The sequence below is a fragment of the Nocardia sp. NPDC049149 genome (genome assembly GCF_043197455.1).
In the GTDB taxonomy this organism is placed as follows: Bacteria; Actinomycetota; Actinomycetes; order Mycobacteriales; family Mycobacteriaceae; genus Nocardia.
Genome location: NZ_JBICTD010000020.1, coordinates 35,055 through 59,344 on the forward strand (window position 1 = coordinate 35,055; position 24,290 = coordinate 59,344).

The following is a 24,290-nucleotide window of genomic DNA, read 5'->3' on the forward strand; positions in this document are numbered from 1 at the left end:
TGTCAGTAAGCGAGCCGGTTGCAATCTCCCTGCCGGACAACTGATTTCGGATAGGCAATAGTCAAAGCAACTCCAACTCCGGTCAGGTGGGGATCGCTGCATGCGACCCGCACCGGCAACGCTCCCCGGGCGGTTTCGACCGTGCCCGGGTCACCCGGATCGAAGGAGATAACAGCGGCCTCGATTTTGCCCAGCGGTTGCGGCACCTTCGGCTCTCCTCGGTCGAACTCCCGTTTACCGGCCGACGGCCAGTGAACAGCTTCCTGCGAATTCCTTCAGTCTCGATCGCGGCCGGGTTCGCTTGTTCGAGACCAGCCCTCGGCCTTGTGCAATCCCTGGAATCGAGCAAAATGCTACATCCCAATGATCACCTTCCCAGCACTGGAAATGGGCACCGCAACCCGACCCTGCGTGGTTCTCGGTTGGGCAGTTGAACAAAAAAGGGACCGACCGGATGGTATTCGATCATTCGGTGAGTATTCCGTAGCGAGTGGCTGCCCAACGTGGTTCCCTCGGTTGGGGAGGTTGGCATGAATGTCGCGTCAATTAGGATGTGCGACGGATCCAGCGACCTTTGGGTGAGCTGTGCCTCACCAGGCATGCGATCCGTGGGTTGCTCGACTGAGCACAGCGAGGAGTCTCGGTGAACTCGATCGATGGTGCGGATGAGGTCTCTGCCGAGCTCGCGGGAGCTCGCCAGCCGCATTCTCCCGGTCAGTTGCGCGCAGCCAGATTTGATTTCGTCGGTCGGGAGCACGAGCTTGCAACGATCGCAACCTCTCTGCTGGGCCCCACTCGCCTGATTACCCTCGTCGGAGCCGGCGGCATCGGCAAGACCACTCTGGCGTACGAAGCGGTCCGCAGGTATCGGAAAGCACGGCGGGTTCCCTTCTTTTGGGTCCCGCTGGCGCGGCTGTCCAAGGGCTGCGATGTGAACGCGGTCGAGGAGGAATTCGCCCGAGCCGTGGTGGACACGGACTTCTCGGGGCGGTCCGCCTGGGACGCCCTGGTCGAGACGTTGGACGATCGAGCGGGCGAGAGCCGATCCGGGCACGCAATCGTTGTGGTGGACAACTGCGAGCACGTACTGTCCACGGCGGGCCAGGTGATCGCGGATCTACTGGATGCGGTGCGGGGAGTGAAAATCCTGGCGACCAGCCGCACGCCTATCAACTGGGCAGATGAGCGGATACTCTCCGTTCCGCCGTTCACGGGCATGCAGGCGCTCGCGTACTTTCGCCGTCGCGCCGAGTTGGCCGGCCAGCCGATCACCGACCGCGAACAGATTCAACTGGCCATGTCAGTCTGCTCGCGAGTGCACAACAATCCGCTTTATATCCGACTCGCCACGGCGCGGCTTCGCCAGCAGCCGCTGGGGATGCTGCTGCGCGAGTTGACTGGCGAACCGGGTGATCGTCGCCTGCGTTGGTCGGACGGGCCCCGCTTGGGCACCGAGCAACGACATCGCCGCATCGTCGACGTCATCGCCTGGTCCTACGATCTCTGCGACGCCAACGAGCGGCTGCTCTTCGAGCGGCTCTCGATCTTCGCTGTCGGTGATGACACCGCGTCCGAGAATGACGCGGGTTCCGCCGATCGGGCGGGTGCCGACCTGGAGGCGATCGAAATGGTTTGTGCCGATACGTCTTCCGACGGTGCCACCGAGGTCGTCACCCGGGCAGAGGTAGCAGATCTGCTCGAGCGGCTGGTCGACAACTCGCTGGTTTCGAGGCATCTGACACCCACGTCGGTTCGCTACTCGCTGGTGGAGAGCTTGCGGGTCTTCGCGGCAGAGCGGATGCGGGAGCGCTCGCCCACGGAGCGGGAGCGACTGGCCACTCGGCACCGAAACTACTACCGCGCCAAGATCGTTCGAGCGCAAGCCGAATGGTTCAGCCCGGCCGAGCAGGAACTGTTGCGGTGGGGCCGGGCCGCCTGGCCCAACTTGCTGCGCGCTATCGATGAAAGCCTGCATTCTCCCGAAACTGCCATCGAGGGCCTGCAAATCGCCATCGGCATTGTCACGATTCGCCTGCCGATTCTGAACGGATCGCTGCGCGAGGCACGCACACTGCTCGAACGGACGTTGGCGGTCGCCCAGCGTTCGGCACACTTGCCGGTGTCGTGCCAGATCGAGGCCAAGGCGCTGATGGCGTGGCTCAGTCTGATGCGCGGCGCGAGCACGGATGCCGCGCAGTTACTGGACGAATGTGTCGCGCTGTGCCTGCCGGAATCGGCGGATCGTGATCAGTGGCGCACGCGCCCCGAACATGATCAGGGACTGCCCGCGTGGGTAGAACTCGTGCACGGCGGCGAGCTGCTGCTGACGAGCGGGGACGCGCGAGCTGTCGCGGCTCTCGGGCGCGCGCGGGAAAAGTTCACTGCGGCAGGCGATCTCGGCGGCGCGGCGGTAAGCGAGCTGACCGAGGCGCTAGCGGCGGCCTTGCTCGGTGCGGCCGCACAATCGGTCGGCATCGCCCGCAGCTGCTTGGACCGAGCCACCCGCGCCGGGGCACAGTGGGCGACATCGTGGGCACGGTTCGTGTTGGCACTCGCTCTCACCTTTCACGGCGATCCGCGCGAAGCGTTGACGACGGGTCGCCTGGCTCTGCGAGATCACCTCCGTTTCGATGACCGGTGGGGTGTACTGCTCGGCACCCACCTACGCGTCTGGTCGCTTGCCAAGTTGATCGAGAACACCGGCGCTGAGAGCCGTTCGGGACAGCGGGTCGAATGGGCAACCGAGATTGCCCATCTGATCGGCAGTGGGATCGAACTGCGCAAACGCACCCCCGCCACACACACCCACCTCGGCCCCTTCGCAGCCGCGACCGACGCGGCCACCGACGCCGCCCGTTCCGTGCTTGGCAAGCGCTTCGCCGCGGCAGAGCGCGAGGGTGCGACGCTGCGGCGTGAACTCCACGAGGCGGCGTATCTGGCCCTCGGCGACATTTCCCTCGACCCGCCACCGACCACCTCCTCCGCCCGGGACGTGCCCTACACGCAGTTCCAGGAACTGACCGCAGCCGAACAACAGGTTGCCATCCTCGCGGCAGCAGGGTGGACCAACACCGCGATCGCGGCCCGTCGCGGCAGCGCGACCAAGACCGTTGACGCGCAGATAGCGTCGATCTTCGGCAAGCTGCAGATCAACTCCCGCGCTCGCATCGCCGCTCTGTTGCCATCCGAGGTGCGTTCCCAAGTCACCGAGGAGGCGGCCCGGCGGCCACAGCGCGCCGCCAACCCGCCGCGGACACACGACAAGCGAACGGTGTGAACGCTCTCTCAGGTGGGCTCTGACTGTAGTTGTATCGACGTCGAGGGCGGTGACACGGCTCGGCCTCTTTCCGTGTCGATCACGGTTGATGACTGGGCTGGCCAGGGTGTTCGCCGGGGCGCGGGACTGCTATCCGCGGCGTCGCTGCGTGCCGTCGACGCAGCAGCGGCAAGCGCGACAGCGTGGTCCGCAGCTGGAACAGTGCCGAATCGGGAAAGGGCTCGTGGCCGGCGAGCGCCTCGCTGAGCAGGCGGATCGGCTCGGCGCACGAGGAATAGCGAGCACCGGGATCCTTTGCGAGGGATCGGTGCAGGATCGTGTCGACCTCCGGTGGCATCCACCGATGTTGTTCGGCGATCCGTGGGGGCTGATCATGCAAGTGGGCCTGCGCGATTGCCAGGAGATTGGCACGTCGGTACGGCGGATGGCCGGTCAGCAGTTCGACGGCCGTGCACGCCAGTGCATACTGGTCCGTCGCAGGCGACACCGTGCCCGCCCGCAACAGTTCGGGAGCGGCGTACGAGAGCGAGACGACGACGAAACCGTCAGTGGCCAAAGGTGGTTCGGGCCGGTCGAGCCAGCGAGCCTGATCGAAATCCGAGACCTTCACGATGGCGGGCTCGCCGGTGCCGACCAACACATTGCCGGGCTTGACGTCGAGATGGACGACGTTGTTGGCGTGCGCGTAATCCAACCCCGCCGCGGTGTGCGTGAGCATCCGCAGCACCCGGCGGAGATCGGGCAATTTCTGCGGTACCAGCGCCGTCCCGCTGGTGCCCGCCACGTACTCGTGCGCCGACCACAGCATGCCGCCGGACTCGCCGTGCGCGTACATGCGCACGATATCCGGGTGCCGCAACGTGTCGAGCACGTCGAATTCGTGCACGAAGCGGGCGCGCGCCGCAGGCGATCGACTCTCCTCCTCGCACATGATCTTCAGCGCGACGTGTCGCTCGGCTTCAGGATCCTCGGCCAGATACACCACGCTGCTACCGCCATCGCCCAGCCGCGCCTGCACGATGAAACCGGCGAACCGGTGGCCGGGCAGAAACTCCACCAGCCCACCGTATGGGCCGCCAGATCCTGGCCGATCATCGCTACCACCGCTGGTGGGAAGGTGTCCGGACGTGTCAAAGGTTGACGAGGGCAGGCGGGCCACGCTGCACAGTGCCGGACCGAGCAGCGGGCAGTGCCGACCATCCCGGCGGAGTAGATCCTGCGTGTGCCGCGACGCACAGTGCACGCGGGTTACCCTTCCAGGTGAGCAGGTGGTAGACCCTCTGTATCCAGTTGTAGCTGTGAGTTCGCTTTTCTCATGCCACCCGAGCTGAGGTACATGCCGAAATTATGGTGTCTGGTTGCCGCCGTGCTGTTGCCGGCGGTTGCGGTGCTGTGCGTGCTCGGCTTCACCGGCGTCCTCGACAGCAGGACCACATTGGTGATCGGTGATGGGCTGGCACTGTCCGGCGCCACTGCGGCGACGGTCGGTTTCGCCCGCTATGGCCGCCGAGAGTCCGTGCCCGCACTTCGTTGGCGGCGCTGGGCGGCCATCGCGATGGCTGTTCTGACACTCGCGCTGGCGAGCTGGAGCTGGAATCAGCTGTTCGCCGGCATACCGATCCCTGTGTCGGCGGCAGGCGGCGCAGGCTTCTATGCCGTGCCGATAGTGGTCTTCATGGCGGTCTTGGCGATGGACGACGACACCTCGCTCATCCGGCACTGTCGATCCGTCTCGACGAGTGGCCGATGGGCGCGGTGGTTCGATGCGGCAACGGTGGTGGTGGCCATGTCACTCATCGTGTGGGTCGCTGTCCAGCAGAGCGACACCGTCGACGGGATGAACACCGTCACGCCGGTACTCATCGCCACCGTGCTGTTGGCCCTGATGTACGCCTCCGTCCCCGCCCTGATACTCATGGTCTACGGTCCGCGGCAACTGCTCGACCATCGGGCGCTGCTGCTCATCGCGTGCGCCTGCGCGACAGAGGTCGTCGAGAATTTGGTGGTCGTCGGCTACCTCACCCAGTCGCAGCAGATGTACCCGGCGGCGCTTTCGCTCGTTTACGCGACATCGCCGCTGCTGTTCGCCCTCGCGGCGTTCATCCCCGATCGCGGTCAACGTCCGCGCAGTCGCACTGCCTATTCGACCGCCGATCTGGTGTGGCTGATCGTGCCGCACATACCGGTGGTATTGGCTGGCGTAGTGGTGGCGATTCAGATTCCGGCACGGATTGCGTTCACCCCCATAGAGATCGGGCTGATGCTGGCGCTGGTGATCCTGTTGATCATGCGGCAATCGGTGACACTTGCCTATAACCACCGTCTACTGCACGAACTTTCGCACCACAGGGAACTGCTCGAGTATCAAGCTCTGCATGATCCGCTGACCGGCTTGGCCAACCGGACGCTCTTCCTGGATCGCCTGAACCGAGCGCTGGAAACCTCGGCAGTGGAGCCGGTGACAGTGTTGTTCATCGATATCGATGACTTCAAGAGCGTCAACGATTCCCACGGCCATGTGGTCGGCGATGAGGTGCTGCATACGATCGCGCAGCGGCTGCAGTCATGCGCGCGCGATATCGACACGGTGGCCCGCATGGGCGGAGACGAGTACGCGATGCTGCTCCGACATGGTGATGTCCATCTAGAGGAACTGCGCCGACAGGTGCAGCGCGCCTGCCACTCCCGGTGCCGCATCCGCGGCATCGAGGTGGCGATCACGATCAGCGTCGGAGCCGCGCAGCTGAGCGGGCTCGACCGGGTCAGTGCGGACGAGTTGATGCACCGGGCCGACGCCGATATGTATGCGGCGAAACGCCGCGGACTGAGCGGTCGGCACACCCACCAGGTACCGGCTCGCCCGTCGCCATAGTGCGCCGCGAATCCCCGCCGACGGCTGACCAACTCGCGTTCTGGTCGCCGAAGTGCCTGCGCCCCTGAGGGTTCCAGATCCATCTTCCCGCTGCGCCGGGCGGCCGACGATCATGCTCGGCTGCGCCAGCGATCGTCTTCGCGCAGCCACTCGATCTCCTTGTCTCCCACGGTGATACAGCCATCGCGCAGCCAATACGTCACATCCGGATCCCATCCAGCCAGCATCGTCGCCCCGTCGGCAACCTCGATGGCGCGACCGGGCGTGGTCAGATAGCCGAGTAGGCTCAGGTGTACTGCGGCGTAGTCCGCGGCGACGGCCGCCCAGTCCGGAATGAACCAGTCCCCGTCGCGCCCTACCGTCCGATACCAGTCATGGCGACGAGAAGCACTCACACACAACGGATATGCCTCCACCAACCGGGCCCAGTCGTCGGGAGCGTCGATCTCGAATACCCGCACCGATGCGGCAACCGATCCGGGCCACACCCGGGCTCGATCCCACCCCATGGAGTCCTCCATCAGCGCCAACTGCACCGCACCCAGCAAGGGCAACGCCCGCGACGTAGCCAGGCGTTGCGTCGTCGCAGGCGTCGACCACCATTCCCCGCTCACATTCGCGCTCGGATCAACCGGGCGCTCCCACCGTGCCCGCTCTTCATCCGCGACCGCACGATCGCGCCACTGCCTCAGGTCCGCGCTGTCCGGCGGTTGTGGATGTTTCGGATACCACTCGTTGCGGTGCCACCACTGAACCCACCGCTGATTCGTTCGATCCGCCGGGCTGGCCAGCCAGTCGATCCCCGGTGCCGCAAGCAACGCAGCAGCGATGGGTCGCAGTGCCGCCACGACAGATCGATGCGCGTACACCCGATCGATGTCGTCGGGCTCCTGCCAATACCTGGCGAATGCAGCGGCTTCCGCGACCGCCCGCATCATCGCCTCCTCCGACAACGCACCGATAACATCCGGTCCTGCGGTTGCGACAGCCGCCACGACCCGCGCCGACCGATCGCCGGTGGACACCTCCGTTGCGTCCCACACCGCACTCAGAAAATCGCTATTACACTCCGCCACCAGATTGGCGCATACCCGCCGTCCACGCGGACTCCCCACGATCTGTTCGGCAATGTCCACGAACTCACTGTAAGCCCCTTTGTGCTGAGCCAGATGTCGGCGCCCTGACCTGCAACCAGCCACCGATATACCGATCCGTCCAGAAGCTGTTCCTGCAGTTCGACTTTCACCCGCTGCTCGAACACGACCCGCCGCCCGTCGCGTGACCTCGCCACGAAATGCGGATAGATCAGCTCACTGATCCGGGGAACGAACGCCACCTTTGTCAGCCGCACCGACGCCACGTACGACGCAACCCCACGTACCCGAACCATGAGACTGGCCCACCAGCCAGCCGATTCGGAATCTCAGAATGATCTGGAGCACAACAGATCTCGATTGATACGAGGATGTCGACGCACGCCCGTGCGGTAGGCCATAGGCCCAGCCGAGATGATCGGGCGGAGCCTGGCTGCCCGGCCCATCGATGGCACTGCTTCAACCGTGACCTCGCCCTGTGCGCCGTCCTCGATCCTCGACTTCTCTTGGGGGTCTGCAAGCAGCGGGATACCGACATCGAGTTCCGTGCGCTTGCCGGCCAGCGCGTGGGTCCCACTCCGGCCGAACACACCATTTCCCGGACGAGCGATCGTACTCTGGATCTGTTGGGAGAGGTTGGTGATGGCTAGACGAACACCGACCATTTCTGCCTGCCGTAGGCGGGCCGCACCCGAAGCCGAGGCAAGCATGCCCGGTCGAATACCGTCCTCCGCACCGAGTTCTGCGCCGACGATGATCACATCTCCTGGCGTCCAACGTTTTCAGGATGTGACCGCCCGGTTCGACTGAGTGGGGCATTTCGGCGACCCCACGCAAACATTCAGCGAAAACGCCGAAATGCGTTCTCCCTATTGATAACTCACGAGCCAGCGCTCTACACTTGTAGCCATATGAATCCGGTCCTGCCGCGACCGTTTCCCCAGTACGTGATCCGCTGGTGGGGCTGGATCGGACAATAGAGTTCGCAGCGCCGCAAGCGAATTCGATGATCAGGTAAACGAAACCTTACGAGAAGGTGTGTGGCTCAGTGAACTTTGGCAGGTGATCGTTCCGGCTCCCCTGTCCCGGTCCCCGACGGCGTCCGCGCAACTGTGCGGCAACGGCGGTACTGGAGCGTCTCAGCTCGGCAGCGATGGCCCCGGTATGCCCAACGGTGGACAAGCGACCGCTGGGATCGGATGAAGTAGGAGGCGGTAGTGGTCACGCAAATGCTCCGGGAGAGTACATCGCTAGCTGAGCTTCTTCGGCACGGCGACCGAGAGTTCCACCAACAACTGCAGCGGATTCTGGGCAACCCGGACTTCGCCGTCACGGATAGGCAGAGCCAGGAACAGCGGCGCCAGAACGCATATGATCAACTCCGGGACCTGGTCAAGGGAATCGGCAGCACCCGTGCTGTCGCGACCGACCTCCCTGAGCTGTTCGCGGTGTTCGATTGGTCCGCGGTGCTGGCGACGGACCTGATCCCGCTGATCTCCGGTCACTACAACCTGGCCTCCGGCAGCCTGGCCACCTTGACCGATTCCGACTCCGCCGCACCGTATCTGCACGACTTGGATGACGCGTCCAGCATCGGTGTGATGCTGCTGACCGAGTACGGGTGTGGCTCCAACATCGGCTTCATGCAGACCACCGCGACGTGGGACGGCAACGGGTTCGTGCTCGACACCCCGAACCCGCGGGCACGGAAGTTCATGCCAAGCGTCGGTATTCCGGTCGCTCGGGTCTGTGTCATCGGTGCACGGTTCATCGATGCGGCCGGCGTCGATCAGGGCGTGCATCTGTTCACTGCGCGGTTACGCGACGCTAACGGCGAGCCGTGCGCTGGCGTGCGGATCACCCAGCTCGATCATCAGCCGCTGGTCATCATGGACAACTCGGTCATCAGCTTCGATGGCCTGCGGGTCGAGCGCAGCGCCTGGTTGAGCAATGACTTGGCTACTATCGACGAGCGAGGCGTGCTGACGTGGCGCGATGAGACCAGTCGACGTCGGGCGTTCTCTTCGGCGATAAGCCAGCTGACTGTCGGGCGTTTGGCGCTCTCGTCCTGCTTGAACGCCACGGCACGCGCGGCGCTGTACATCGCGCTACGTTACGCCGCCAAGCGGGTAGTGCCGTTGACTCTGGTCGATAGCCCGTTGATGGTCGATATTCCGCATGTACGCGACACCTTGCTCATCGATTTGGCCGGTACCGTTGCCAGGACCGTCTACGGCAACGCGATCAAAACCTCCCTCGCCGGTAGCGATCTCACTGATCGCGACACGGTTGTGTCGGTCATGTTGGCTAAGCACTTCATTCAACTCCACGCACTGGAAACGGTCACGCACTGTCGTATCAAGATGGGCGCGCAGGGCATGTTCAGCGCCAACCGCGTCGCCGATTACCTCGGCGTCTGCCACGCCGCCATCACCGGCGAAGGCGACTGTCACGTCCTGGGTTCCGTCGCCGGCCGGGTATTAGCCAAGCAACTCGCCGGTACGTTGCCCCACGAAGTCCGATTGCACGACCCCGACGACCCCGACGACCGCGCGCGCTTGCTCAGCGCGCGTACCCTGACGATCGCACATGAGGCGCAGCGACATTTGGCGACACCGGCGCTCGCGGACCGTTTGGCAGTCATTCCCGACGCACTCGCCCTCGCCGAAGCGTACTGCACCGAAGCAGCGTCGCGGTTGCTCGATGAACACGCCGATCATCCTGAAATAGCTGCCGTACGTAGCGTTTTCGCGTTGCACTACATACTAGAGCATGCCACGTGGTATCTCATTCACGGCCTGCTCGATATCGCCGCGATCGAAGCCACGAAACAACAACTCCGACGCGCCATCGATCATCTGGCCGACAATCTATCGGCGGTGCTGGACGCGTTCGAGCTCGACGACGAGATCCTCGGTGCACCAGCGTTGTCCGAGGATCTACCTGCCGCGTGGGACTCACGGTGCGAAAGCTCCCAACGGCACTGATCCAGCGGTAACCAGGACACCGGATGCGGCTGCGGCGCCTGTACGGGCCCCGCAGCTGGATCCGCCTGATGAGGTATGTCTGAATCTACTCTGACGTCGGAATCTTGTTGGCAGGTAACAAGATAGCGATGTATTTTCTGGCACGTTGCGGGTACGATGCTGGCGAAACCGATACCAAGGAGACGTCAGTGCATCCCCAGCACACGCTTCATGGCTCCACCACCGCCTCAACCCCGTCGATCGAGTTCGCAGGTCCTCGAATCGCGATTTGCAGCGAAGAGTTTGCCGCCGATCCGCACAAGTTCTACCGCCGGATGCGTAAGGACTACGGACCCCTGGTCCCAGTCGAGATGTGGCCGGGAGTACCTGCAACCCTGGTTATCAAATATCGCACCGCCGTCCGAATCCTCAACGACCCCGAACATTTTCCCGCCGATCCGAGCATCTGGCAGAAAACAGCGCCCGCCGATATCCCGATCATGCCGATGATCGAGTACCGACCCAACGCGATACGTACCAGTGGTGCGGCGCACGCTCGTTACCGCAATGCTTTGAACGACGCACTAGCCGGCATGGACCTCAACTTCCTGCGATCCATAGTCGAAAGATCCGCTGTCCCGATCATCAACACGTTCTGCCGGGACGGGAACGCCGATGTCTTGAGCCAGTACGTACTCCCGCTGGTCTTTTCGGTTTTCTGCCAGGTCCTCGGATGCCCGCCGGACATCGGCGAGCGCGTCGCGAAGGCCAGCGCGGCGATGTTCGACGGTGTGGACACCGAAACAGTGAACGCGATAATGGGCGCCGCGTTGCTCGACCTCACCGCATTGAAGCGCGCGCACCCCGCGGACGACGTAACCACGAGGCTGGTCCAGCATTCCGCCGGACTGACCGACGAGGAGATGGTGCATCAGTTGGTCCTGCTGTTCGCCGCCGGTGTCGAACCACCACTGAACCTGGTGGCCAATACCCTGCTGTTGATGCTGACCGACTCCCGGTTCACCACCGTCGACAAAGGCTGTCCGCTGTCGACCAGGACCGCGCTCGATGAGCGGCTGGCCACCGACCCGCCGATGGCGAACTACTGCATCACCTATCCTCGTCAGCCGATCATCATCGACGGCGTGTGGCTGCCCGCGAATCAGCCGATCATCGTGAGCATGGCCGCCTGCAACACCGATCCAGAGATGAACACCGGAGAATTTCTGGACAACGGCTGGAATCTGGCGTTCAGCACGGGCCCGCATGCCTGCCCCGCGCAGGCCCGGCCGTACGGGCTGCTGCTCGCACAGGAGGTCATCGACCAACTCCTGGACGTACTCCCGGAGTTGACGTTGGCGGTTGCCACAGAGGAACTCGTGTGGCGCCCGGGCCCCTTCCATCGAGCATTGACAGCGTTGCCGGTGGTGTTCCCGCCTTCTGCGCCGTTGCCGCTGTGAAGGTGGTCGCCGACATGCCCCGGATAAGTCGAAAGCCGTTGGGCGGAGACGACTTTCGCGGTAGATCAACTCGTTGAGCCGACCGGCGTCGGCTCAGCGAACCCTTCTGCTCGGCGTGCCTCAGCGGAGATTCAGTGGCGGCGACGGCGGAAAACGCACTGGAAGAGCAGCCAGTGCGCGGTGGAAACCGCCTGTCCGCCACTGCAACTGGGTGTCCGGTACAGCCAACCGGACTTCCGGTAGCGCATCGAGCAACTGGTCAAGCGCTTCCTGAACGATGACCACCGCCACTGATTGGGCCGGGCATGAATGCGCGCCCGAACCCCAGGATAGATGCGAACGGTTGCCCGTGCGGTCACCGTTGGCCGCGGCGGGATCGTTGTTGCAAGCAGCCAGGCTGATGAGTACCGGTTGGTCCACCGGCAGCCAGGTGTTCCCCACGATCTGCGGTTGACGCGGATAGCTGAAGCACGAATTCGCTACCGGAGGGTCGGTGAAGAGGACCTCATCGATCGCGTCTCGGATGGACAGGGCTCCGCCGAGTAGTTCGCCACCGAACCGGTCATCGGTTGCCAGCAGCAGTACTGTGTTCGCGATCAGATTCCAGGTCGGTTCGGTGCCCGTCACATACAGCGTGGCCACCTGATCCACCAACTCTTTCTCGTCCACACCCGCGCCGTGCTGGAGCAGCCACGATGTGACGTCTGCGCTCGGCTCGACCCGCTTCGCGGCCACCGTCTCCGCGATCGCCGCTCTCAACATCTTTTCGCCCAATTCCGCTGACGCCGCGTCGGCGGCGTTGCGCAACGCGATCAGCGCCGAGAACGCGTAGCGGCCGCTCTCGGGCCCGAATCCCAGCACATCGTGGAGCACCTCGACGGTCAGCGGAATGGCGTACTGGCCGAGCAGGTCAGCCGAGCCTGCCTCGCAGAAGCTGTCGATCAGTTCCGACGCGGTGCGTTCGACCACGGTACGCAGCGCGTACAGATCGACCTGGTTCAGACAAGCCGTTGTGGCACTGCGGTATCGCGCGTAGTCCGCATCGGTGGTCTGCGCGCCGGGTTGCCACCCCATGGTGGGCAACACTGGACAACCCGCTGCGCGACCGGACTGCCATGCCCGCGGGTCGGCGGGAAAATGCAGCGGGTCGCTCAAAACTTGCAACGCTTCCCGGTAGCCGATAATCAACGTCGCGGGTACCCCGGGCGCCAGTTCCACTGGAACGAGCGGACCGTGATTGTCGCGCATGACTTGATAGGCGCTGTGTGGATCCGCCGCGAACTCCGGCGTGTGGAGCGTCACTCGCGAGGGTCATCGGAGGGAGGCGCCGCCAACTGATCACCTAGCGGGCAAGCGTGCTCGGTCGTCGGTCGTGCGGGGGCATCCAACATGGCCATGACAATTACTCCTCGAAAAGGGTCAGCTGACGAGATACGCACAGCAGCAGGGTTTTCATGCCTGGAAGTCGTTCGCGAACGAGACCGGATCGACTGTCAAGCACTGGACCGGCAAGGCAGCGGGGTCAGCGCGCAGGTAGCAGGCGAAACCGTAGGAGGTGCAAGGGTCGATCCGATACGCATGGTCGGCGAGACCGTGACACGTTACGCCTCCCTGCTCGTGCGCCTATGCCTGCCCGGCCCGAGACAAACCGACCGGTACATCCAAATATGTTCGACTACAACATGTTTCGATAAAGCGCGTCCGAGCATACTGATCGCGAGCGGCGTCCGCAGCTCAAACCATCAGTCAACTCAGTTCAGCACAGCCGGTGTCCCAGCCCGAACGCCACAGTCGGCGAGTCGAGCGCTTCGGCAGTCGCTCCCGGCGACTCGGTCAGTGGGCGTGATACCCGGGCAACCCCGACGGAAACAGCGCATCCGCGTCCGATTGGTTCGGCCTGCCGCCGATTACTCGACCCATGCTGCGGCGCATCTTTTGCCGCAGCGGGGGTAAGCACCGTCAAGCACGGCGATCGCCCCGGTGGCGGGTCGGCTACTAACGAAGGAGAACACCATGCTCGGTCTCGGGATCATCGGTTGGATCATCATCGGCGGCCTTGCGGGTTGGATCGCAAGCAAGATCATGAAGACAGACGCCCAGCAAGGCATTGTGCTCAACATTGTGGTCGGCATCGTCGGTGGTCTGCTCGGCGGCTTCCTGCTGAAGCTGTTCGGTGTCGACGTCGAGGGCGCCGGGCTGTGGTTCAGCTTCTTCACCTGCATCGCCGGCGCGGTAGTCCTGCTCTTCCTGGTCGGCCTGGTCACCGGACGCCGCGCCATGCGCTGAGCGCCCACAACACCGACACAGCGACCTCGGGTTAGCTGACCGAGGCGCGGGTATCCGGCCGTCGAGAGGAGCGTGCCCGATGATCGAGTATCGCGAACAGACAGTGAGCACTGATTGATGGGCGGGCTCGCGGTCTTGCCCGCTCCGCGTGGCGAGATCTCGGCGGCGGTGATCGACGCCCTGCGCAACCCGCCAGGTTCGGGCGCGGTTCTGCCCGAGATCGGCGGGGCCGATCCCTACGGGGAAGATCTCCAGTTGGCGCTGTATGTCTGCTACGAGCTGCACTATCACGGCTTCGCGGACCTGGCGACCGGGTGGGAATGGGACCCGCAACTACTGGGTCTGCGTGCACAGCTGGAACAGCGATTCCTCGCAGCCATGCACCGCGATGTGAAGGGCGGCGACGACGTCGTCGACGAGCTGGCGCTACTGCTCGTCGAGCCGGCCGAACCGGCCGACATCGCACACCATCTCCACGAACATCGCGAGTGGTCGCAGCTGCGGGAGTTCTTCGTACACCGTTCGATCTACCACCACAAAGAGGGTGACCCACACGCCTGGGTGATCCCACGGCTGTTCGGACAAGAGAAGGCCTCGCTGGTCGCGGTCGAATTCGACGAGTTCGGCGGTGGCCGCGGCGAACGGCTGCACGCCCAGCTCTACGCCGAGCTCCTGGCTGCCGCAGGTCTGCACAACGGATACCTGCACTACCTCGACGTGGTGCCAGCTCCGATGCTGGCTGTGGTCAACATGATGTCGCTGTTCGGTTTACACCGCGAGCTGCGTGGTGCACTGGTCGGACAGTTCGCCACCGCCGAGATCACCTCTTCGCCCTCGGCGCGGCGCATGGTTTCCGCATTGGCGGATCTCGATGCACCCGCTCCCTGCCTGCGGTTCTACACCGAGCATGTGGAGGCCGACGCGGTGCACGAACAGGTGCTACGCCATGACGTCATCGGCCCGCTGCTCGCCCGCGACCCCGACCTCACCGAGTCGGTCGTCTTCGGCATCCAGGCGACGAACCTGCTCGAGGACCACTTCACCAACCACGTGCTGAACAGGTGGCAGGCAGGGCGCAGCTCGCTGTACGACAATGTCGCGTCCGTGGATACGACGGCGGGGCAATCATGAGTTCAGCGAGTGGGCATGTACCGAAACCCAGCTCGCCCGAACAGGATTCGGAGCGACGCCGGGTTACGTTCACCTCGGATGGTCCCGCGATGGTCGAGGGACCCGTGGAATTGGTGCGCGAAGACGGCACCGCCATCTGCTCCGACCGCTTCCTGGTCGCCGTCTGTATGTGCCGCCGCAGCAAGACATTTCCCCTCTGCGACACCAGCCATCGCAAACGCGCACGCCGAACGATCTAGGTGCGTGGTGATCGGACTCGCGAACCGTAGGCCCGGCGCGGACGCATGATGCGCGGCGGCGCCGGTTGGCTCGCCGAGCCGAACACACCTCAGGGCGGGGGCATCGGGCCGTCGAGCACGCGGTCGACGGCGGCCTTGGCGTCGACGATCCCGTTGCCGTACACGGAATTCGGCCAGGTCCATGGGTCGGGGACGACGTGGCTTGCGGTTTCCTCGAGTATCTGTTTCACCTGGCGCGGTGTGATGCCGACATTGCAGGAGTACAGCAGTGCGACGACGCCGGAGACGAAGGCGGCGGCGGGTGACGTACCGGTGGCCTCGGTGTATTGCGGTGAGCCCCAGGTCGAGTACAGGTCCAGCGTCGCGATCTTCGATCCCGGTGCGCTCACGCTCATGTGGTTGCCGGTGTTGGAACCCTTGCTCGGCCCCGCAACCCATTGGTAGCCCAGTTTGTTGATCGCACCCACCGCGATGACACCGGGATAGGCGGCCGGGTAGCGCAGGATGTTCGAGTTGTCGTTACCCATCGCGGCGACCACCGTCGTCTTCGCCTGCAGCGCATAGTTCACCGCGTCCCGCACGTGCTTGTTGTCACCGTAGAGGTTCACCATGCTGATGTTCGCCACGTGTGACCACTCCCCCGCCCACTGGATCGCCTTGGCCATTTCGTCGGAGTTGCAGGCGGCGCCAACCCCGCCGCCGGGCAGCTCGGTACGACACGCCACTCTGGCCGCGAACAACCGGCAGCCCCAGGTCACCCCGGCGATGCCGATGCCGTTGTCGGTGGCGGCGCCGATGATGCCCGCCATGCCGGTTCCGTGGCCGTTCTCGTCCTGCGGGTCGTCGTCGGGTGAGGTGTAGTCGCCGACCCGCCGTTCTCCGCCGTAACAGGTGGGGTTCTCACAGAAATCCCAGCCCTTGCCGCGCAGGCTCGTGCCGAGTCGCGGTGCGAGATCGGGATGGTTGCTGTCGCAGCCGGTGTCGATCACCGTGACCTTGATGTTGTCGGTGCCCTTCTGCCGATCCCAGGCGAGCGGCGCCTTGATGGCGTCCAGCCCCCACTGGTCCACGAGCCTCGGATCATTGGCAGTCGTCACCGCGAGCTCGCACAGGCCGACCGGTTCGGCGTTGACGACCTCCGCGAGCGCCATCAACTCGCTCACCACGCCGTCCACGTCGGTGTCCTCGGGGAACCGGATCACGTAGGTCGCAAGCATGCTCGCCAACAGGTCCGGGTCGACATCGTACGGTTCCACCGCGGCGTAGAGCCGGGTGATCGACTCCACGGAAAGCCAGGACAGCGCGCCGTCGACGACTTCGATACCGAACGCGGTATAGGCGCCCGCCTCGACGGTGTCCGTGATGTACTCCGAGACAATGGAATTCGCGTCCGCCGTCAGCTCGACGACGACCTTTCCCGGTGCGTAGTATTCCGATGACATATGTCTTGCCTATCTGGTCGTGCAGGTCGCTATTTTTCGTCGAATACGAGATCGGTGGCCGGTCTTGTCATGCTGACCTTGTTTCCGGCGACCTCGACCACAGCGTCGAGGCCGGTGGTGAAATGACCGGTGGAAAGAATGAAGAATTGATCCATCGCCTGGGCGAGGAACGCGGGGAAACCGGCCAGGTCGAGGTTGCCCTGATTCAGCTGCAGATAGTCGGCCAGCCGCCGAAACAGCTTGGGCAGCAGCACGATATCGGACAGTGCGGTATCGGTGTCGATCACCGCGCCGGACAGGGTGGCGTCGTTTTCCCAGATTCCCCGGCGCTCGGTGGCCGCTTCGGTCGCCGCCGCAGTGAATTCGGTGCGCAACTCGGGAAACAGTTTCCGATAAAAGGTGGGATAGGCGTGACCGCCGCGCAACTGATGGTGATTCGCGGTGCTGCGCACCAGGTTCGGCGTGACGAAGATCGAGCTGCCCGAGGCGGCGGGCGGCGCACCCCGACCGGCGATCGCGACGCAGCGGCCGTGCAGGTCCGCGCCGCGGGTGAGGATGAAGCCCGGGGTTTCGGCCTGGTCACAGGCGATCACGGTTTCGTTCGCGTCCCGTAGCACGCCGGTGAAACCGAGCCAGTTCAGCAACTCGTCTGCCGCCGCGCGCGCCTGCGCCAGCGGTTGGTGCACGCGGGTGCCGTGCGTGGGCGTGTAGTGGGTCTCCAGCGAATCTATTGCGTCGAGCCGCAATTGCGCGGCGCCCGCGGCATTGCGCTTGACGGGGTGCGGGCCGGGGACCAGATCCCACTGCGCCGGATCGTCGGGCCGGAATCGCACCGAGTCCCCGTCCGGCTGCGCGCCCTTGGCGCGGAATGTTCCGCTGATTACGAGATAGGGCATCGCAGCCTCCAGGTGAATCCAACTGTGTTCGGTGAAACGATTTCATGTCCGGCGTTCGCGCGCCTGCGTAGTACCTACTCGTTTACGCTTCCATTTCGAACGATTCAGTATCCGCCGATGTCGAGTACCGTCAGGTATTTGTCGGTGCCGTATTCGGTGACGGCGGCGACCAGATCGCCGAATTGTGCGGTGACGGTGTGTTCTAACGCGATCGCGCCGTGTAATTCCAGCGAATCCCGCAGCACGAGTCCGGCCGGTTGCCGACCGCCGGGCTCGACCGCCGCGGTATCGCGCAGCCGCGGACCCGCCAACGCGAACACCGCCTGTTTGATCGGTTCGCTACGGGAAATCCAGGCGCGCAGCCCTTGTTCCACCTGCTTGCCGGTGTGGTCGGTGACCACCACTTCGATGGCGCCGCGGGCCAGGCTTGCCCGGTAACGATCCTCCGGGTCCGCATCGTCGGTGCACAATCGGTCGACCGCCACGCTCACCCGTGCGACGAGTGTCGCTGCGCCGGTGTCGAATTGCTCGGTGCGCAGCTCGGCGAGCAGCAGCGGCGGCGCGGCGCGGCGGCGCAGACTGTCAACGAACTCCGCTGCCGTCGCGGGCCCGCAGGTGACGAGAAAGGTGTTGCGCCCGGCCGATTCGAGGCTGCCCTCCCGTTGGAACTGGATCGAACCCGGCAGCGGCGCCGCCACCGCGGGTGGCTGGGCCAGCACGCACGATATCGTGCTGCGGCTGATCGGAATCGGCTGCAGCTCGGGAGCGATGCGCCCGCACCGGAACAATGGCGCGAGCCGAGCCGGCGGCTCGGGATGATCCCCGCCGACGAGCCGGTCGCCGACCTCCGCGAACACCGCGTCGGGCAACGCGCTGGTGGTGGCGAAAGTACAAGTCCCGCCGACGTATTCGATCTCGGGTGCGGGTCCTCGTTTGACGAGCGCCGACATCGCGAAATCCAGCTCGCCGGTGTCGCGACGGGCGAGGAACAGCGCGGGCGGTTCGACGTAGAACCGGGTCGGCAAAGCCGCGGCCGCGAGGTCGCCGTTGCGTGCGTCCGGGTAGACCCGGACGCCCAGTTGCATTGTGGCAGTGTCGAAGACGACGGCGTCGGGCCCGAACAGCGGCCCTGCGGGGGTGAGCGTTGGTGGCATCTCCGGGTTCCTCAGGCGATGGTCGGCGCGGTGATCACGAAGATCGGCTGGTCGACGAAGTCGTGCGTGCGGGTCACCGTGCGCTCGCCCGCCGCGGTGCTCAGCGTCAGCGCGACAGTGCAGTTCATGCCGGTAACCGCGGCATCCACCGGGATAAGCGCGTGCACGAAGTCGATCGCGTGTGCCGCGGTCAAGGTCAGGGCAGGCACCGCGATGCCGGGCAGCTCGGTGAGGGTGATCTGCACCCGGATCGCCGTGATACCGAGACCGGTGAAGTTCACCCCGGCCGCGTTCACGGTGAGCGGATGCTGCACCTGCTGCACGGTGACCGTGCGGAAGGTCAGGTAGCGCATCAGCGCGGCCTTGGGCAGCGGAACCGGCAGCGGCATGCTGCGCGACACCGCCGCCCCGAACGCACCGAGATACCCTGGCAGGTCTGCGGTTCGGCCCGCGAGCAGCGCCTGGTTCGCCAGCCCGACGATCGTGGGCTGGCCGCCACGCAGCACCGCGAGCTTGCGCAGCACCAGATCGTGCGGACCCCGGTTCACGAGCTGCATGGTCGGTATCTCGTCCGCGCCGAGCAGGACCTCCAGTTCGTCGGAGCCTGCGGTCTGATACAGGTTCAGCGCGATCTGGGTGCGCACCGGGTGCGGGAACGGATCATCCAGCCGGATGGCCAGGTTCGCGAACAGCGGCGCCGGGCCGTTGGTCGCCAGTTGTTGCAGGAACAGGTTGACGTTGGTGGTCGCCGGGGTGCCGTGGTCGTCGGTGAGATCGACCCCGACCTGGACAGTGTGCTTGACGACGCCATCGGCGAATACCGCGGTGGCCGCGGGAAATCCGTCCAGCGTTGCCGGATTGCGCGCATCGAGCGCGACGGGGAGGGTGAGCCGCAGTGTCCGTCCCGCGGCCTCGGGGATCGTGGTCAGATCCGCCGACAACTGCGCCAGCTCCACCGGATCCGCCAGCGGCGCAACGGTGAAGGTGAAGTGGAAGCGGCAGCCGGTGACCGAGTCCGGCGAGTCGTCGACGATCGAATCGAGGCTCGCCGCGAGCCCACCCGCGCCTCGCACGATGCCGTAACCAGCGGGCACCGCGACCACCGTGCCGCTGACCTGCCCGAAATACAAGCGGCGCAACGACGGATAGCGTTCCTGCACAACGCCGAGCGAGGTCAGCTCCCGGTATTCCGAACGGGGCCCGGCGAAGTCGGACAGATCGCCGGCGTCGATGATCGGCCGGGTCAGCCCGCCCCTGGTGATGGTGAACCGGCTCCGATAGGCGTCGGTCATGAAGGTCTGCCCGACCTTGATCGTGCGCTCGTAGGGCGCGGCGGTGACGGGAAAGAACTTGTAGACACCGAGAACGCCGACCGGCATCCACGCGCCGGTGTCGCCGTCGCCGTACAGCTCGAACTGGTAATCGCCGAAAACCGGCCCGTGCACGGGGAATCCGAAGTCCGGTGACCACACGCGGGCGATCTGATAGGCGCTGTAGCGGCTGCGGACCAGGATCGACGCACCGCCTTGCGCCGCCAGGTGCACGTAGGCGGCCTCGACGCGGTCGCCGAGGATATCGAACGTCGCGATCATCGTCTGCGCATCGACCCGCGAGATCGTGCCGTCCGCGGTGAGGTCGTGCGGCACGCCGTTTTCATCCGTGATCGGCAACAACAACACCAGCTTCGGATCGAGATCAGGAACCTCATGGCCGGGTCCGCTGTCCGGTGGTTTGTCGAAATAGTTGGCCAGGTGCGCGGGCAGGATCGGGTTGATCGTCATGGTCAGCCGAGCGCGGTTGAACGGATTTCCGTCCGCGTCGACCTCGCCGGTCTGCACCACCGCGAAGGAGAAGACCGGATCGGCGGCGGGCAGCACGAAATCCGGCCGGTACCACTCCTTGATGCTGTTGCTGACGCCGAGCACGTCACGCATCAGCGTGCCGTACAGATCCGGAATGTCCAGGCTCCCTTCGGGTCTGCGCGCGTGGCCGGGCTCGGTAGTGGCGACGCTCGGGCCGATGCGCTCGACGATCCACGGGGCAAGTCCCGCCGCGAGGTAGGCGTCGAACGCGTTGTCGATATCGGCGTTCATTTCTTCGACCCCGCGAGGTATGAGTTCTTCGTAAGGCATGGTTCTTCTCCATGGCAGGCCGGATCCGATGGCGACCCGGCCTGCGCTCGAGCCGGTGGCCCGTCGTCAGACGACGACGGCGGCCGCCCGATTCACGTAGTCGCGGATGATGGCGGCCTTGTCGGCCGGTGCGCCGGGCAGCGGCGTATGTAGTTGCGGCACATACTTGATCCGGCCCTGCGGCACCGGCACTTCCACCGGCGCCGAGCTGGAGTAGATCACCGTCTCGTCGAGGAAGGTCGGGCCGTCCACCACCACGGTGACGGTGTAGGTGAACTTTTCCGCGCCGACGTACTTGTCCGAGAACACTTCCCAGAGCGCGTTGGTCTGATTGCCTTGAGTCACCGACAGCGGCGGGTAGGTGTCGCTGCCGATGGTCGGCGTTATCGTGACGGAGACGTTGGGCGGCAACTTCATCGGGTGCACGAGGAAGCGGACGAAGATGTAGCCGACCGCGCTAGCGGTGAGGATCGGACCGTGGCTGGTGGTCAGCTCCTCGATCTCCGCGATCGCGGGATCGTGCGGTGCGATGGCCGGGGACAGGTTCACCCGCGGGTCCTGCCCGTCGAAGATCAGCTTGCGCCGCAGCTTCACCTGATCCGTCGGCCAGCCGGGCACCTCGTTGTCCAAGCGCAGGAACGAGATGTCGACGAAGTCCTTCGCATTCTCCTTCGTCCAGATGGCCGGTCGAGCAGGCCCTTTGGGTTCGGTCTGGCCGATCACGTAGTGACTGCCCTGTGCGCGCATCACCAGGTTCGGCTGACCGCCCTCCACCGGCCGCGACCAGTCCGGGTACCCGGCCTCGAGCTGTGCGGCCTTGATCGGATCGCCGAGATCGGTGCCGTCGGGCAGTTTTTCCCCGAAGTTGATCATGCAGGCGCCCGCGACCTGAACCTTCTTGAAGAACTCGCCGACATCGATCACGAACAGGTACCGGTCCAGATGCGCACGCACCGCGGGCAGCAGGTCGTTGAGATCGCCGCTGACCGTATGGCCGACGGCGATCGTCTGGTCCAGGATCAGTTCGTCGGTGACGTCGACCTCGCGCCGATGATGCTGGCTCTTGAGCGAAACCGAAGCGCCGCCGAAGAGTTCGCTGAACCAGCCGCGGCCCGCGGTGGCCCGCGAATCGGCCTTGGACGGATCCCAGTCGAAGATCTCCTTTTTCACCAGTTCCATCGCCGATTTCTTCATGTTCTCGACGTTCTCGGTGACCCACTTCTTGGTCTCGTCGTCGAGCACAGCACCGTTCTGCGTGATGTGTGTGGTGATGCCGCCGTTGGTGACACAGCTGCTGTAGGCGTATTCGGCCTCGATATCGGAGATACCGAAGATCGAGCCCGCCGACACCGCCGCGGAGAACGAATCGTAGACCTTGGCGATATTGACCGTCACCTGCACCGTGACGCCGTTGATGTAAAACGCCTCCTGCAGCGTGTTTGCGACGGTGAACGGCGGTGAGGTCCCTGCCTTCAGCGCGCTCGCGATCGCACCGGCAGCCACCAGATTGCAGGTGACCAGGAAGGTCGAGATCCCGTGCTGCTCGATGCTGCCCTTGCCGCTGTACTGCGCGCCGATCTTGAGGAAGTTGCCCGCGATCGCCGGGTCGGGCACCGAGCACACCACCGTGCTGTTCGTGACGGGCACCATGCCGAGGCGCGGCTCGGGATCGTTACGCTGGTAATTGAAGAACGGCGCCAATCGCCCTCCGGGCGCGGCGTGTTCGCCCTCCTTGAGTTTGCGGATGACGCCCTGGATGACGCTTTCCGGAATGGCGAAGGTGGTGGAGAAGGTGCAGAACCCGCCGCCGAGTTCCGTCCCGGCCAGGTCGGCCGGGCTGATATGCGTCTCCTCCGACATCAGGCCCTTGAACAGGGTCATCTGGAAGTCGTAGTCCTCGGGCGTATCGTGCTTGCGCGCCAAATACACTCGCGACGGCTGGAAGTAGTACTGGGTGGGCTGTCCGGCCTGCCGTAGTTCAGGATTGTGCGCGTCGGGGTAGACCTGCACGCTGTATTGCCTGCCGGTCTCGTCGTTCACGGTTACCACGACGAAATTCGGGCCGAACAGGGGTCCGACCCCGGAAACGAAGTCGCTCATCTGAATTTCCTGCCTGATCGAGCTGACTGTGCCGGACATCCCCGATGTCCGCGAAAGTCTGCTTGGGGTGCATGTCCGTCCAAGGACGGTGTGTGCGGGATTGTTGTGCTTGCGGCGGCCGCGAGTAGCGAGCTACTTGCGCGGCCGGCCGCCCTGCTGCGCCGGATCCGGCTGGAACGGGCAGCGCCAGTCCGATCCGACCGCCCGGCCGGAGTATTGCCCGGCCTGGGATCCGGCGGCGAGCAAGGCCGGGTTCACCGAACCCTGCAGCGCGATGTCCCTGGCGCGAACACGGCGCTTGAAGGTATCGAGCAGACCTCGTTCGCGCAGCCGGGCGAATTGCGTGTGCGGATTGAAAACCAATACGGGACAGTGGAATCGGCGCGCCAACCGGGAGGCCGACGGGTGCATGCCGATTACGTAGTAGGCGCGTGCTCCGACGCTGAACGAGAACCACGGGTCCGCCGGATCACGGCCGGTTTCCGGGTCCCAGGCGAATCGGCGGGCGTCGATATCGTGCAGCTGTTGCAGGTGCGCCCACAGCAGTCGCTCGAATTCGGCTTCCGTTGCGATCTGCGGTCCGGTGAATACCGCTGCGAACGAGGCGAATTCGACACCTGGGCGCAGCATTTCGGCGGCGAACTCGTATAGGTCGCGGCAGACGGCGGCGGCTGTGTCGGGTGCGCCGAGTTCGGGGTACACCCGCACCCGGCAGAGCTCGTTGCGCACCGACGCCCGCGCGCCTACACACGGAAAGCCCTTGCGCAGCACGGCATCCCGAAACAGGTCGGGCACCGGCGAGTGGTTCGGCACGGCGACTCCCCTGGACGGGCGGCGCTCAGAAACGCCCGCCGGGCGCGTTCACCGTGCCGGTCAGCGCCACCGCGTAGTACTGGGGCGCCGTGTCGTACTCGCTGTCCGAGGCGGCCAGGACCAGCGCACCGGACGCGGTTCCCGCCGATCCCTGGTCCGGTGCGTCCGGCAGGAATACGCTCACCTGCGCGGTGCGCACGATCGGGCCACCGCGCCCGACCGACTGGTGCCGCAGCGAGCCGGTGAGCTGGATGCCAGGGCTCCCCGCGTCGGTGTCCTTGCTCTGCAGCTGGTGCGTGCCCTGGAACGGGGCATAGGTGTCGTCGAGATCGAGTGTCAGCTCGTCGGATTCGGTCGCGAAGGTGAGTTTCAGGCCCGCACCGGACAGGACGAAGGTGGCGTTGGTGGTCATGGGTATTCCTCGGTTC

Annotated in this window: 20 protein-coding genes; 7 read left to right on the forward strand and 13 right to left on the reverse strand. The window is 64.8% G+C overall.

The genetic code is table 11. The annotated features are described in order from the left end of the window. Positions 1–2: 2 nt before the first annotated feature. The gene (locus ACGFNJ_RS43150) at positions 3–206 is read right to left on the reverse strand and encodes a hypothetical protein (RefSeq protein ID WP_393462310.1); all 204 of its coding nucleotides are present in this window, start codon (positions 204–206) and stop codon (positions 3–5) included. Between the two features lie 437 nt (positions 207–643). Between ACGFNJ_RS43150 and ACGFNJ_RS43155 the strand changes: the two genes are divergently transcribed. Then, positions 644–3,277, forward strand: coding sequence for an ATP-binding protein (locus tag ACGFNJ_RS43155; RefSeq protein ID WP_393462312.1), 2,634 nt, complete (start codon positions 644–646; stop codon positions 3,275–3,277). A gap of 79 nt (positions 3,278–3,356) precedes the next feature. Here the strand turns inward: ACGFNJ_RS43155 and ACGFNJ_RS43160 are convergent, their stop codons facing one another. Continuing rightward, on the reverse strand, positions 3,357–4,334 hold the full coding sequence (locus tag ACGFNJ_RS43160; protein ID WP_393462314.1) for a serine/threonine-protein kinase: 978 nt from the start codon (positions 4,332–4,334) through the stop codon (positions 3,357–3,359). A 279-nt stretch (positions 4,335–4,613) separates the two neighbouring features. Between ACGFNJ_RS43160 and ACGFNJ_RS43165 the strand changes: the two genes are divergently transcribed. Then, entirely contained in the window at positions 4,614–6,149 is a 1,536-nt protein-coding gene (locus tag ACGFNJ_RS43165; protein ID WP_393462316.1) for a diguanylate cyclase domain-containing protein, read from the forward strand. A 110-nt stretch (positions 6,150–6,259) separates the two neighbouring features. Here ACGFNJ_RS43165 and ACGFNJ_RS43170 read toward each other — a convergent pair whose 3' ends face one another. From ACGFNJ_RS43170 to ACGFNJ_RS43180, 3 genes are all read right to left on the reverse strand, one after another. Further along, the gene (locus ACGFNJ_RS43170; protein WP_393462318.1) at positions 6,260–7,285 is read right to left on the reverse strand and encodes a hypothetical protein; all 1,026 of its coding nucleotides are present in this window, start codon (positions 7,283–7,285) and stop codon (positions 6,260–6,262) included. A 287-nt stretch (positions 7,286–7,572) separates the two neighbouring features. After that, positions 7,573–8,004, reverse strand: a complete 432-nt coding sequence (locus tag ACGFNJ_RS43175; protein WP_393462320.1) for a hypothetical protein — start codon at positions 8,002–8,004, stop codon at positions 7,573–7,575. 489 nt (positions 8,005–8,493) lie between these two features. Then, the gene (locus tag ACGFNJ_RS43180) at positions 8,494–8,748 is read right to left on the reverse strand and encodes a hypothetical protein (RefSeq protein ID WP_393462322.1); all 255 of its coding nucleotides are present in this window, start codon (positions 8,746–8,748) and stop codon (positions 8,494–8,496) included. A 96-nt stretch (positions 8,749–8,844) separates the two neighbouring features. Between ACGFNJ_RS43180 and ACGFNJ_RS43185 the strand changes: the two genes are divergently transcribed. Further along, positions 8,845–10,230: a hypothetical protein gene (locus tag ACGFNJ_RS43185; protein ID WP_393462324.1), complete on the forward strand. Its 1,386-nt coding sequence runs from the start codon at positions 8,845–8,847 to the stop codon at positions 10,228–10,230. Positions 10,231–10,418: 188 nt separating this feature from the next. After that, positions 10,419–11,669, forward strand: coding sequence for a cytochrome P450 (locus ACGFNJ_RS43190; RefSeq protein ID WP_393462326.1), 1,251 nt, complete (start codon positions 10,419–10,421; stop codon positions 11,667–11,669). 120 nt (positions 11,670–11,789) lie between these two features. Here the strand turns inward: ACGFNJ_RS43190 and ACGFNJ_RS43195 are convergent, their stop codons facing one another. Further along, positions 11,790–12,971 carry a cytochrome P450 gene (locus ACGFNJ_RS43195; RefSeq protein WP_393462328.1) on the reverse strand — a complete coding sequence of 394 codons (1,182 nt, stop codon included), beginning with the start codon at positions 12,969–12,971 and terminating at the stop codon, positions 11,790–11,792. Between the two features lie 711 nt (positions 12,972–13,682). Between ACGFNJ_RS43195 and ACGFNJ_RS43200 the strand changes: the two genes are divergently transcribed. The 3 genes from ACGFNJ_RS43200 (at position 13,683) to ACGFNJ_RS43210 (ending at position 15,325) form a co-directional block, all read left to right on the forward strand. Further along, the gene (locus tag ACGFNJ_RS43200) at positions 13,683–13,955 is read left to right on the forward strand and encodes a GlsB/YeaQ/YmgE family stress response membrane protein (RefSeq protein ID WP_393462330.1); all 273 of its coding nucleotides are present in this window, start codon (positions 13,683–13,685) and stop codon (positions 13,953–13,955) included. Positions 13,956–14,072: 117 nt separating this feature from the next. Continuing rightward, positions 14,073–15,086, forward strand: coding sequence for an iron-containing redox enzyme family protein (locus ACGFNJ_RS43205; protein WP_393462332.1), 1,014 nt, complete (start codon positions 14,073–14,075; stop codon positions 15,084–15,086). Between the two features lie 89 nt (positions 15,087–15,175). Beyond that, a complete protein-coding gene (locus ACGFNJ_RS43210; protein WP_393462334.1) occupies positions 15,176–15,325 on the forward strand; it encodes a CDGSH iron-sulfur domain-containing protein in 150 nt (49 codons plus the stop codon). A gap of 89 nt (positions 15,326–15,414) precedes the next feature. Here the strand turns inward: ACGFNJ_RS43210 and ACGFNJ_RS43215 are convergent, their stop codons facing one another. The 7 genes from ACGFNJ_RS43215 to ACGFNJ_RS43245 form a co-directional block, all read right to left on the reverse strand. Further along, entirely contained in the window at positions 15,415–16,767 is a 1,353-nt protein-coding gene (locus tag ACGFNJ_RS43215; RefSeq protein WP_393462336.1) for a S8 family serine peptidase, read from the reverse strand. Positions 16,768–16,796: 29 nt separating this feature from the next. Further along, entirely contained in the window at positions 16,797–17,663 is an 867-nt protein-coding gene (locus tag ACGFNJ_RS43220; protein ID WP_393462338.1) for a hypothetical protein, read from the reverse strand. A gap of 104 nt (positions 17,664–17,767) precedes the next feature. Further along, on the reverse strand, positions 17,768–18,817 hold the full coding sequence (locus ACGFNJ_RS43225) for a hypothetical protein (protein WP_393462340.1): 1,050 nt from the start codon (positions 18,815–18,817) through the stop codon (positions 17,768–17,770). Between the two features lie 11 nt (positions 18,818–18,828). Next, positions 18,829–20,949 (reverse strand): hypothetical protein, encoded by a 2,121-nt coding sequence (locus ACGFNJ_RS43230; RefSeq protein ID WP_393462342.1) that lies wholly within the window; start codon positions 20,947–20,949, stop codon positions 18,829–18,831. 66 nt (positions 20,950–21,015) lie between these two features. After that, the gene (locus ACGFNJ_RS43235) at positions 21,016–23,049 is read right to left on the reverse strand and encodes a hypothetical protein (RefSeq protein WP_393462344.1); all 2,034 of its coding nucleotides are present in this window, start codon (positions 23,047–23,049) and stop codon (positions 21,016–21,018) included. A gap of 132 nt (positions 23,050–23,181) precedes the next feature. Continuing rightward, a complete protein-coding gene (gene gntA / locus ACGFNJ_RS43240) occupies positions 23,182–23,862 on the reverse strand; it encodes a guanitoxin biosynthesis heme-dependent pre-guanitoxin N-hydroxylase GntA (RefSeq protein WP_393462346.1) in 681 nt (226 codons plus the stop codon). A 25-nt stretch (positions 23,863–23,887) separates the two neighbouring features. Beyond that, positions 23,888–24,274, reverse strand: coding sequence for a hypothetical protein (locus ACGFNJ_RS43245; RefSeq protein ID WP_393462348.1), 387 nt, complete (start codon positions 24,272–24,274; stop codon positions 23,888–23,890). Positions 24,275–24,290: the final 16 nt, after the last annotated feature.